The sequence below is a fragment of the Arthrobacter sp. cf158 genome, from assembly GCF_900106835.1.
Lineage (GTDB): Bacteria > Actinomycetota > Actinomycetes > Actinomycetales > Micrococcaceae > Arthrobacter.
On the sequence record NZ_FNNR01000001.1, the window covers coordinates 162,088 to 173,627 of the forward strand.

Below are 11,540 nucleotides of genomic sequence, written 5' to 3' on the forward strand. Positions count from 1 at the left end.
GTGCTACACACCTGTGTAGACGGTCTTGCCCCACGTGAAGAAGTCCAGGGCGGACCGGCCCTGTTCACGGAAGGTGTTGGTGGAGGAGTCCTTCACCCCGCCGAAAGGCACGTTGAGGTCCAGTCCCGCCGTCGGGCGATTGACCTTCACCACGCCGGCCTGTGCGCGGGCGGCAAAATCCGTAGCGATGGCCAGCGAGTCCGTGCAGATCCCGGCGGTGAGTCCGTAGCGGGAATCGTTGATGGCAGCGAGGCCGGCTTCGTAGTCGGGCACCTCAAGCACAGCCACAACGGGCCCGAAGATCTCCTCGGTGACCGCTGCATCGTCGAACGGGAGCCCGGTGAGCACGGCGGCGGGGAAGAACAGCGGCCCGGTGGGGTCGCCGTCGTGGCTTCCGTGCAGGAGCGTCGCGCCGCGTTCGACGGCGGTGCGCACCGCGGCCTGGTCCTGCTCGAATTGCTGCCTGCTCACCACAGCGCCCATCCGGGCATCTGCGTCAAGACCGTCTCCAGTGCTGTAGGCAGCGGCCTCTTCCGTGAGGGCCTGGAGGAATGCCGGGCGGATGCCCGGCGTCACGTAGACGCGGGACGTCGCCGTGCAGGCTTGCCCGGTCAATCCGAAGGCGCCTGCGGCGACTACTTGGGCAGCTTTACGGGCGTCGGCGTCGTCCAGGACCAGGACGCCGTTCTTGCCCCCCATCTCCAACTGGACGCGGGCCCGGCGGGCATTCAGGATTTCCTGAAGCCCCAGGCCTACGTTGGTGGAACCGGTGAAGGACAGGCCGGCGATACGGGGGTCCCGGGCCAAGGCGTCGCCCACCACGCGGCCCTTGCCGTGGACCACGTTGAACACGCCCGCAGGAAGTCCGGCGTCCTGAAGGGCGCGGGCCAGATGGCTGGCGGACAAGGGGGTGAGCTCGGCGGGCTTGATGACCACGGTGTTGCCGCTGATCAGCGCCGGGGCTGTCTTCCACGCCGGAATGGCGATGGGGAAGTTCCAGGGCGTAATGAGTCCGACGACGCCCAATGCTTCGCGGCGGGTGGTGATGGTGGTGTCCGGCAGGCCACTGGGCAATACTTCGCCGGTAGCGGCCCAGCCAAGGGAGCCAAAGAAGCGCAGAACGTCAGAGGCCCGCTTGACCTCTCCCTTGGCCTCGGCCAGGGTTTTGCCTTCTTCCCGGACCAGGTCCTCGGCGATGGCCGTTTGCCGTTCGATCAGCAGGTTGCCGGCCGCGATGAGGATGGCCCCGCGGGACGGAGCGGGCAGTGCCGCCCACCCGGGTTGCGCGGCCGCTGCGGCGGTGATGGCAGCGTCCACCTCCTGGGCAGTGCCGCTGGGGGAGAGGGCAGCAAGCTCATCCGGACGTGCCGGGTTCATCCGTTGCGTGTCCGCCTCGCCGAGCCACTGACCGTTGATGAGGTGCTGGGCGGTGATGGTGGCGTGTTGTCCGAGCGTGGTTTCCAAGGTTGCTGACGTCATTGTTTTTCCTTCGAAAGGTGGTTGGGCTTAGAGGCTGCGGATCAGGCCGCCGTCGCACCTGAGTGCGACTCCCGTGATGTACGACGCCGGCGCGCTGCACAGGAACGCAGCAGCTGCACCGAACTCGGCGGGTTCTCCGTAGCGGCGGGCAGGGATGGTCTTGCGGGATTCGAGCTGAATGTCTTCCATGGTGGTGCCGCGACGTTTAGCTGCTGCATGGTCCAGCTGGGCTACGCGATCCGTGGCAATCCGGCCCGGGAGGAGCAAGTTGACGGTGACCTCGTCCAAGGCCACTTCGGCGGCGAGGGTCTTGAGGTATCCGGCCAAGGCGGCCCTACCGGTGTTGGAGACCGCCAGGTTGGGCAGCGGCGCCGTGACGCCGCTGGATCCGATGGCCAGGATGCGGCCCCACCGCCGTTCCCGCATCCCCGGGAGGACGTGGGATACCAACGCATGGTGGGGCTTGACCAGGAGATCGAAGGCCGCGGCCATGTCATCGGAGCTCAGTGTCGCCGCGGCACCCGGTTTGGGGCCGGGGCCATTGAGGACCAGGATGTCGATAGCCCCCAGGTCCGCCACTGTCTGTTCGACGGCGGACTCAATGCCTTCGGGGGTGGTGAGGTCTGCTTCAATGGCCACCGCGTCAAACCCGGTGGTCCCCAGTGCGCCGCTTCCGTACGCGGCCTGCAGTTCGGCGACGATCTCCTTGGCACGGTCCCGACGACGGCCCACAATCGCCACCCGCACGCCCTCTGCTGCCAGGGCGCGGGCAACGGCCAAGCCCAGCCCGCCGGTGGAGGCGGCAACCAGGGCAGTCTTTCCTGCGATTCCCAGATCCATCAGAAGCTCCGTACCGGGATCTTGGCGTTTTCCAGGGCAGCAGCGGCCTCGCTAAGGTGCGTGGCCATGCTCGTGCGCAGGTCCTCCGGGAAACCCGCCGCTGGTGCACGGACCCCGGAGTCCTTGATGAGGCCACGTTCACGCAGGCACTCCTTGCGGATGGCAAGCGCCACCTTTGCCTGCTGCTCAAAGTTGATCAAGGGCAGGAACGGCAGCAATTCACGCTGTGCGGCCTCGTAGCCGTCCTCCTGCCAGGCCCGGACGCAGGCGATGAGGGCTTCCGGGTAGGAGAAACCGGTCATGGCTCCCGCCGCGCCGGCCACCAATTCATCCAGCAGTCCTTGTCCGCCCAGCCCGCCAAAAACTGAAACCTCGACGGCGGCACTCAACTCCGCGATCGCGACGCTGGTGGGCGGCGCTTCTGCCTTGACGGCTACGACGTACTCGCAGGCGTTGACCACAGAGATCAGGGCCTTGGTGGGGATGCTGACGCCACTTGCCAGCGGATAATCCTGCAGGACAACGTTGGCGCCGGTCGCGCGGTGGATGGCGTCCAAGTGGGCAATCACCGTCTGGGGATTGCCCGAGTTGGCTTGCACCATCACTGCTGCAAGCCGTGTCCCGGCAATTTCCTGGGCGGCGCGGACTTCTTCGATGGCCGGGCGGGTGGCCAAAGCGGTCACTCCCACTACCAAGGGGAGCGACGTGGACTCCACCACAGTTTCCAGCACCTGGCCGCGCTCCTCTGCGGTCAGGGCGACAGCTTCCCCAAAGACGCCCAGTACCGTGAGCCCGGTGGCGCCAATGGATTCATAGTGCTCCACCAGCTCGGCCAAACTGTCCAGGTCCACATCCAGGGTGCTGCCTTGGAACGGTGTGGCAACAACGCCCCACACGCCAGCCAGCAGAGATTCTCGGTTTTTGGGCGCAGAAGATTGAGTCATGGTTGGTTCCTTTCAGTGCAAACCGCAGGTACGCGGAAACTGATTACTTAGTGCCCGGATTTCCTAGTGACCAGGCCAGACGGGGGGACGCTTCTCCTGGAAAGCAAGGACGCCTTCGGCTGAATCCTCACTGTCCAGCGCAGCCATGAGTGCCGGCAGGCGAAGGCCGCGGGCCTCCTTGGCCGTGAGATGGCCGGTCTGCGTGACCATCTGCTTCACTGCCCGTACCGAGGTGGGGGCGCAGGCAAGGATCTGGTCCACCCAGCGCTGCACGGCGGCATCGAGTTCTTCTGCGGGCACCACCTCGTTGACCAGGCCCATGGACTGCATCTCAGCAGCGTCCGCTTTCCGACCGGTCAAGAGCATGCCCATTGCCTGAGTGTGCGGGATCCGCCGCACCAACTGGTGGATGCCGCCGTCGAGAGCCAAGCGCCCAACGCGAGGCTCCGTCAGGCCGAACTTCGCGGTATCGGCCGCCACCACAATGTCCGCTCCCAGCACCATTTCCATGCCGCCGCCCAAGGCGTAGCCATTGACCCGGGCGATCACCGGAATGTCAAAGGTGGTCCGAAGGCTCAGGCCTCCGAAACCGTTGGGATCAAGGCTGGCCCAGTATTCCAGGCCGGTCTTGTCCACGGCGGACGCGGACATGTCCGCACCAACGGAGAAGGCCCGGGATCCGGCACCCGTGATGACCACCGCCCGCACGGACGGATCGCCCTCCAGCTGGTCCCAGATCGAGTTGAGCCGGGCCTGGGCGGTGGCATCCACGGCGTTGAGCACGTGCTGGCGGTCTATGACCACTGTTGCCACATGGTTTTCGATGGTGAGGGTAACGGTGTCAACGAGCTCTTCAACCGAGGCGGTCATCGGAGCACCCCCAGCTGCTGCAGGCGTTCAATGGTTTCCTGGTCGAAGCCGTTCTCCAGCAGGACTTCCACGTTGTGCTCGCCCAAACGGGGAGCAGCACGACGGATGGTAGGAGGCGTTGCGGAGAGCCGGATGGGCGCGTTCAGCATGCGGACCGTACCCACTGTGGGATGCTCAGCTTCCACGATCATGCCGTTGGCTTCGGTCTGCGCATCCGCCAGAGCCTGTTCCAAGGTGTGCACCGGGGCGTTGAGCAGTCCCTGTTCCTCGAGCTGGTGGGTCCAATATTCGGTGGAGTTGGTGGCGATGTGCTCGCGGAAGATTGCCTGCAACGCCGGCTTGTTCTTGAACTGCTGCTCCAGGTTGGAGAACTCCGGACGCTGCGTCAGGTCCTCGTCCAGGTCCAGCGCATCAGAGATCCGGGCCAGGGGGTCCGGCGTGAAGCCACCCACCATACACACGGCGCCGTCGGTGGTTTCGAACACACCACTCAGCGGCATGGCACCCCAGTTGACCTCGTAGCCGCGGTTGAGCTGCATGCATGCCTCCTGCATTTGCAGGTGCAACATGGAGTCGTACATGGTCACTTCCACCTTCTGGCCTGCGCCCGAGGATTCCCGGGTGCGCAGCGCCAACAGGATGCCCTGCATGAGGTGCATTCCGGTGATGTAGTCGCACAACGTGGTGGGGTAGATGGCTGGTTTGGTGTCCTCGGACTCCCTGCGCCACATCACACCGGAGTAGGCCTGCGCGATCGCATCCTGGCCGCCCTTGTGCGAGTACGGACCAACAGGCCCGAATCCGGTGCCTGAGGCCCAGATGATGCCTGGGTTGGTGGCTTTCAGGTCCTCGTAACCAAAGCCCATGCGTTCCATCACGCCGGACCGGAAGTTGCTGACCACTACATCGGCGTCGGCCATGAGACGGTGCAGGACCTCGCGGCCTTCTTCGGTGCGGGTATCCACGGAGACGCTGCGTTTGTTCCGGTTGATGGACAGGAAGATCGGGTTGTCCTGGCCGTCCTGATCCGGGAAGGAGTTGCGCGAAATGTCACCGGCTCCAGGGCGTTCAACCTTGATGATGTCCGCGCCGTAATCACCCAGCAGTTGTGTGCAGGACGGGCCCATGAACACCTGCGTGAAGTCCACGATCTTGATGCCGTCCAGCGGGAGCGGCACTGGCGCGGGCGCTTCTGTGGTGAGTGCCGCCGTCGTGCTTTCCGTCGTTTCGCCTGCCGGCTGGTCCAAGGTCGCGGTATCCAGGGTCACGCTGCTCATGCCGGCACCGCTGCGGTTGCGTCCACGGTGGCGTTCGACGACGGGACGTCGCCCGGGTCTGCACCGTGGCGACGCATGCCCTGCTGGATATCCAGCGCGGAGACGTCACGGACCAGGAGGTTGTTCTCCACAGCGAGGGCGGCAGCGACGCCGACGGCCTGGCCCATGGCCATGCACGGCGGGATCTCGCGGGACATCTTTTGCGCCTCCGGTGTTGCCGAGTAGTGGCGGCCCGCCACCAGGAGCTGGTCCACTTCCTTGGGCAGGAGCGAGCGGTACGGGTAGTAGTAGTCGCGGCCACGGGCGACGGTGTCCTCGAAGTGCCTGCGCTGCGTGACGTCGTCCTTGGTCATGACGTACTCGCCCTGCAGGAGGCGGGTCTGGCGGACGCCCATCTGTGAGGCGACGTCCAGCATGTAGCAGTTTTCGAAGCCGGGAAGGTTGGCGCGGACGTAGTCCACGGCCTCGGAAATGCGATCCCGGGCGGCGAACTCGGCGGCAGTCATGTCTGCGGGATCAACACCATCGAAGCCGGACATGTGCGGGGCGTTGCACCAGACCACGCCGTCGATGGGGGTCTTGAGCCACCACAGCTCCCAGGCTCCACCGAGGAGCCGCTTGATCTTGCGGTTGATGGCGCGGGCTTCCTTGGGATTGGCCTGTTCGAAGGCTTCTGCGGCATTGGTGTCCACGTTGCCCAGGCGGAAGACCAGCGTGGTGAGGTAGTTGTCCTTGGCGTAGCTGGCGCCGGCTCGGGATGCGACGTCGATGTCACCGGTGGTGTCGATGACGACGTCGGCCATGAACGCCTGCGGGCCAAGCTTGGTTTCGCAGATGACGCCTTTGATCACGCCGTTGTCCACGATGGGCCGGGAGAACCATGAGTGCAGTCGGAGGTCTACGCCGGCCTCACGGACGAGGTCGTTGGAGACACGCTTCCAGCCATCGGGATCGAACGCCGCGGCGTAGCAGATGGGCTTGGGGTTGGTGTGGGAGTGGAAATCGAAGGTGCCGTAGCGTCCCCACTTGTTCCAGAGTTCCTCGGAGGTCTTGCGGTCATCGGCAGGCGGGACGATTGCCAGGCCCAGCTTCTGCAGGCGTTCCACATACTCGGAGACGATGCCGGTGACAGTGATTTCCTGGCCGTTGATCATGTCATCGAGCACCAGGACCATGCCGCCGGAGGCCAAACCGCCCAAGGATGAGTAGCGCTCCAGGAGCGTCACCTTGGCGCCGGAACGGGCTGCGGTGACGGCAGCGGCCACGCCTGCGGGGCCACCACCAACCACCAGGACATTGGAACGGGAGATGACAGGGGCGGTGAGGTCCGCCGTCGTGGTGCTGAGTTCAAGGGACGTGCTGAGTTCCAGGGAGTTCATGGGGGAGTCCTTACTTTCCGACGAAGATGCCGTTGGAGCGGCGGGCTGCGAGGTAGAAGACGATGCTGAGGATGGAGAGTGCGGCCACGTAGACCGGGAAGACCCAGCTGATGTTCAGGGATTGGAACCAGACCAGCAGGTAGGAGGCGGTGCCGCCGAAAAGTGCGACTCCGATGCCATAGCCCAGGGCTACCCCGGTGCCGCGGATGTTCTTGGGCATCAGGGACGAGCTGACCACGTTGTAGAGCGTCATGTTCAGGACCAGCACGATGGAGCCGCCCAACAGGACTGCTGCGAATCCGCCGATGCCTGGCTGGACGTACATCAGCATGAGGAACACGGACGGGATGGCCAGGATGCGGGTCACCAGGAACCACTTAGACATCGCCTTGCCGTCGGCCAGTTTGCCGATGATCCAGCTGCCCACCACCAGGATGACGCCCAGGATGGTGGTGAGGGCGAAGACTGCGGTGGGATCTTCCTTGAACCCGCTGCGTGCTGCGCTGGGGAGGCCGACGTTCCAGGCGTAGTTGTAGGCCTGTGCTGCGCCCACCACGAAGATGATGGCCAGGACGGAGAGCCAATGCTTCCGGACTCCGGACCACACAGCCCGGGGAGTGTTGGTGGCCATTTCCTCGGCCTTGAGGGTTTCCGGCAGTGAACGGCGGAGGTAGAGGACCACGAAGCCGAACAGGGCGCCGATGATGAACGGTACGCGCCAGCCCCACTCGGCCATCGCTGCACCGCCCAGGACCAGGCTGCACAGGAAGCTGATGAGCGACGCCAACAGGATGCCGATGTTCACGTAGAAAGACATGATGCCGGCGACGTAGCCCTCGCGGCCTTCCGGAGCGAGTTCCACGGCGTGCGAGGTGGAAAGTGGAGCCTCGATGCCCGTGGAAATACCCTGCAGGACGCGGCAGATGAGCAGGATGATGCCTGCCGCCGGGCCGATCGTTTCATAGCTGGGGGTGATGGCGATGATCAGGGTGGTGCCGGCCATCAACATGATGGAGAGCAGCATGACCCGGCGGCGTCCGATGCGGTCCGCCAGGGTTCCGAGGAGGATGCCGCCCAAGGGGCGGAAGGCGAATCCGACGGCGAACACGGCCAGCGCATTCAATGTTGCGGACAGGGGATCGGTGTTGGGAAAGAAGTTCGGCCCGATGAAGGCTGACAGGAGGCCAAAGACCATCCAGTCGTACCATTCCAAGGCGTTGCCGAGCCCCAGGCCCAGGAGGCCTTTGCGGACTTCGGGCGTGAACTTGGCGTTTTTGCCGGCGTTGCTGGGGGATGAGTGGGTGGTGCTGGGGGACGGGACAACGTTGTCCGTCGCTTGGGTGTCGAGCATGGATTTGTCCTTACGCTGACGCCCCGGAGGGCGTGGGAGGGTATGACGCAGGAACGCCTGTTGGAGGAGGCGTTTGATGCGAAAGTGGCAAGGAGTGTCTGCGGCCACGGTTCGTGTCCGGACAGTTAAGGGAAAACGCTGGCGCCGTGTGGGGGCGGCAGGGTTACCACGCGTGTGGTGCGTTGACCCAGATGGCTACGCATACCTCTTCGTAGCTGTTCTTGTACCAGTGGGGGATCTCTGAGGAGTAGGTGATGGAGTCGCCCTCTTCGAGGCTGTAGCAGACGCCGTTCAAAAAGACGTCCTTACGGCCGGAGATGATGTAGCAGAACTCTTCACCGCTGTGGGTAAAAGGGGTGTCGCTGGTGTCGTGCCCTGGGGGCGTACTGATCCACTGCGCTTCGATGCTTCCGTCGCGGTTCGGGGTGAGCAGCTCGTGCACTGCTTCGCCCACGGATTCGCGGGTGACGTTCTTAAGGTTGCGTCGTTCGGACCTGCGGACCACGGGCGATTTGGATTCGTCCTGGCCGATGAAGAATCTCCCCACCGGGATATCCAGGCCGTGGGCCAGCTGAGCCAGCGTGGTGAAGGATGGGTTGGCCATGCCGCGTTCGATCTGGCTGACGATCGCCTGGCTGAGCCCGGTGATGTCCGAGAGTTGGGCCAAGGTCATGCCTTTTGCCTTGCGCATGGTGCGCACCTTGTTTCCAACAGTTGCCAGCAGTTCGCTGGTGGCTGGTGGAGCAGGAGTCTCGGTGGTCATTGCCGCGTCCTTCGTTGGTGAGCTAACTCACACAACTATAGTGAAGTTCTTTAGCGAGTCAATGATTTTTCTTCACTAAGGTGAAGAATTTTACAGAATCGGTGATTCAAGCTCGGAAATGGTCCCAAAAACGAACTGTTCGATCTCCACGATCTGGGGCCTCAGCTCATCGAGGTGATCCGCGTTGGGCAAGAGGCGGATGCTGATCTCCAGCTCCGTTGCCAAACGGTTCATGCAGATGGCCCCCACCATGTGGCTTGACGTCTTGAGGCTGAGAACCGCGTCCATGGCGTCCTCCATGTCAAGGTTCTCCACCGCGCGGTGGAGCCGGGAGACCCGCCACGGGAGCAGTGCTACATAGTTCCGGACGAAGGCGCAGATGATGGCGCGGTCTCCGCCAAGTTCGGCCTGGAGGTCAGTGAGGACGGTGCGGTCCACCAGGGAGTCTGTGCACTCGTCATACTCGGACACCAGACTCCTCCCGCCTCCAAACAATAGATTCACGATTCAACAGTAGGACCCGTGGAACGGCCCAAGCGCCAGAAATCCAAAGCTTGATCCAATCTTGAGCGGACTCAGAGGGAGTCTTGATTGGTGGCCCCGAAAGTGGGGAGGAGCAGATGAAAGATCACGGATCTGGGGGATTCCAGGCTTGAATCAAGGAACGGTAAACAGCATGAACAGTAGTGTGCGCCCCTCTCCGGGCCTCATGGTCATCATCGTCTTTTGCATGACCGTTCTGCTGGGAATCGGTGGGACGGCGGCATTCGCTTTGTGGGAACAGAGCTCCCACGGCGCAGGTGCCGGTCAGACGGTCGAGTCCGCCCCGTCCGCCACCTCCGCGCCGTAGGCCGAGCCGGATTCGAGGAACGCCGTAAGCCTCGCCTCAAGAACCGGCCGGTCCTTCAGTTCGCACTCCCACACCGTCAGGACGCCCCAACCGGCAGCCTCCAGCTGGTACCGCTGCACCGCATCGCGTCCGCGGGTGCGGCTCCGCTTGGCCTCCCAGAACTCCGCGTTGGCCGCCGGAGCGTGCCGGCCAACTTTGCAGTCATGGAAGTGCCAGAAACAGCCGTTGACGAAAATGACCTTGTGCCTGCCCGCGAACACCAGGTCCGGGCGGCCAGGGAGCTTTGTGCCACTGGATTGTCCGTGCAGGCGGTACCGGTAGCCTTTCGCGTGCAGGAGTTTGCGGACCAGCAGCTCAGGTTTGGTGTCCTTTCCGCGGATTTTTGACATGTTGCGGCTGCGTTGCTCCTGCGTCAGAAGGTCCCGGCTTTCGCCCATGAATCCAGCCTACCCAGGGAGTTTTTGTACAGATACCGCCCTTACGATGCGTTTTTAGGGGCGGAATCTGTACAGAAACTTGTCAGGCCGTGGCGGGAACACTCCGCAGTCCATGCCAAGGGTGTGACCTGCACCTTCATGCGTCGGCGGCACTGCGGGCAGAAGCGCGGGGGCTCCATCGCCAGGTGCTGTTGGCAGCTGTGGTGAGCGTCCGACGTCGGGCCCTCACCGCTGGTGGCGAAAGCGCCGCCGCAGTGACCGCAGAACTGCTGTGACACCGCAGCGCTCATAGCGACTTCTGGAATTCCTTGATGGGCATGTTCAGTTCCACCAGGAGGTTGAGGTCAGCGTTGGCGGGTCGGCCCAACGTGGTGAGGTAGTTGCCCACAATGACGGCGTTGATGCCACCGAGGAGACCCTCGCGGGTACCGAGGTCGCCGAGGGTCAGTTCACGGCCGCCGGCGTACCGGAGGACGGTGCGCGGCATGGCGAGCCGGAACGCGGCGATGGCGCGGAGGGCGTCCTTGCCGTCCATGATTCCTTGGTTTTCCAAGGGCGTGCCGGGGCGGGGGTTGAGGAAGTTCAGCGGGACCTCGTGCGGTTCCAGGGCAGCGAGTTGTGCGGCCAGCTCTGCTCGTTGCGCCAGTGATTCGCCCATTCCGATCAGGGCACCGCAGCATAGTTCCATGCCGGCGGCCTTGACCATGGCGCAGGTATCCAGGCGCTCTTCGTAGCTGTGGGTGGTCACTACCTCGGGGAAGTAGCTGCGCGCCGTTTCCAGGTTGTGGTTGTACCGGTGCACGCCCCATTCGGCCAGCTGGTCCACTTGGCGTTGCGTGAGCATGCCGAGCGAACAGGCGATGTTGATGTCCACTTCTTCATTGATGCGGTCGATCGCGAATTTGATCTGGTTCATGAGTTTGATGTCGGGACCACGCACGGCTGCGACGATGCAGAACTCCGTGGCTCCGGTGGCAGCGGTTTCCTTGGCCGCCTTAACGAGTTCGGGGATGTCCAGCCAGACGCCACGAACGGGGGAGTCGAACAGGCCGGACTGGCTGCAGAAATGGCAGTCTTCGGGGCAACCGCCGGTCTTGATGGAGATGATGCCTTCCACCTCAACGTCCTCACCGCAGTGCTCCAGGCGGACTTCATGGGCCAGCTGCAGTGCTGCGGGGATGGCGTCGTCGGGGAGCTCAAGGACCTGGACGAGTTGTGCCTCGTTCAGTCCCTCTCCGCGTCCGAGGACTTGCTCTCTGGCAGTGTCCAGGATGGCGTAGGCAGATGTTTCCCGGGTTCCCCGGTGTGCTTGGGTGCTCATGTCCTTGACGGTATAGGCGCAGGTGGAGG

At 63.8% G+C, this 11,540-nt stretch carries 12 protein-coding genes; 1 reads left to right on the forward strand and 11 read right to left on the reverse strand.

Annotated features, from left to right (window positions below; translation table 11 throughout):
- Positions 1-3 precede the first annotated feature (3 nt).
- From BLW08_RS00760 to BLW08_RS00800, 9 genes are all read right to left on the reverse strand, one after another.
- Positions 4-1,479: an aldehyde dehydrogenase family protein gene (locus BLW08_RS00760; RefSeq protein WP_091322802.1), complete on the reverse strand. Its 1,476-nt coding sequence runs from the start codon at positions 1,477-1,479 to the stop codon at positions 4-6.
- A 27-nt stretch (positions 1,480-1,506) separates the two neighbouring features.
- Positions 1,507-2,319 (reverse strand): SDR family oxidoreductase, encoded by an 813-nt coding sequence (locus BLW08_RS00765; RefSeq protein ID WP_091322804.1) that lies wholly within the window; start codon positions 2,317-2,319, stop codon positions 1,507-1,509.
- Positions 2,319-3,263: a dihydrodipicolinate synthase family protein gene (locus BLW08_RS00770; RefSeq protein ID WP_091322805.1), complete on the reverse strand. Its 945-nt coding sequence runs from the start codon at positions 3,261-3,263 to the stop codon at positions 2,319-2,321. The genes BLW08_RS00765 and BLW08_RS00770 overlap by 1 nt, the downstream gene beginning before the upstream one ends.
- Positions 3,264-3,326: 63 nt before the next feature.
- Entirely contained in the window at positions 3,327-4,133 is an 807-nt protein-coding gene (locus BLW08_RS00775; protein WP_091322806.1) for an enoyl-CoA hydratase-related protein, read from the reverse strand.
- Entirely contained in the window at positions 4,130-5,410 is a 1,281-nt protein-coding gene (locus tag BLW08_RS00780) for a CaiB/BaiF CoA transferase family protein (protein WP_091322807.1), read from the reverse strand. Before BLW08_RS00780 ends, BLW08_RS00775 begins: the two co-directional genes overlap by 4 nt.
- Positions 5,407-6,789, reverse strand: coding sequence for an FAD-dependent oxidoreductase (locus BLW08_RS00785; RefSeq protein WP_090820291.1), 1,383 nt, complete (start codon positions 6,787-6,789; stop codon positions 5,407-5,409). Before BLW08_RS00785 ends, BLW08_RS00780 begins: the two co-directional genes overlap by 4 nt.
- A 10-nt stretch (positions 6,790-6,799) precedes the next feature.
- Complete coding sequence (locus BLW08_RS00790) at positions 6,800-8,140, reverse strand: MFS transporter (protein ID WP_091322809.1); 1,341 nt, start codon at positions 8,138-8,140, stop codon at positions 6,800-6,802.
- A gap of 163 nt (positions 8,141-8,303) precedes the next feature.
- Positions 8,304-8,903 (reverse strand): helix-turn-helix domain-containing protein, encoded by a 600-nt coding sequence (locus tag BLW08_RS00795; protein WP_090820286.1) that lies wholly within the window; start codon positions 8,901-8,903, stop codon positions 8,304-8,306.
- Positions 8,904-8,993: 90 nt separating this feature from the next.
- A complete protein-coding gene (locus BLW08_RS00800; protein ID WP_090820284.1) occupies positions 8,994-9,374 on the reverse strand; it encodes an Hpt domain-containing protein in 381 nt (126 codons plus the stop codon).
- Positions 9,375-9,579: 205 nt separating this feature from the next.
- On the opposite strand from BLW08_RS00800, the gene BLW08_RS24020 reads away from it, so the two are divergent.
- On the forward strand, positions 9,580-9,753 hold the full coding sequence (locus tag BLW08_RS24020; RefSeq protein WP_177179863.1) for a hypothetical protein: 174 nt from the start codon (positions 9,580-9,582) through the stop codon (positions 9,751-9,753).
- On the opposite strand, the gene BLW08_RS00805 is transcribed toward BLW08_RS24020, so the two are convergent.
- Together BLW08_RS00805 and bioB are read right to left on the reverse strand one after the other, a co-directional pair.
- Complete coding sequence (locus tag BLW08_RS00805) at positions 9,711-10,190, reverse strand: very short patch repair endonuclease (RefSeq protein WP_091322811.1); 480 nt, start codon at positions 10,188-10,190, stop codon at positions 9,711-9,713. The genes BLW08_RS24020 and BLW08_RS00805 overlap by 43 nt on opposite strands.
- A 286-nt stretch (positions 10,191-10,476) precedes the next feature.
- A complete protein-coding gene (bioB, locus tag BLW08_RS00815) occupies positions 10,477-11,511 on the reverse strand; it encodes a biotin synthase BioB (RefSeq protein ID WP_091322815.1) in 1,035 nt (344 codons plus the stop codon).
- Positions 11,512-11,540: the final 29 nt, after the last annotated feature.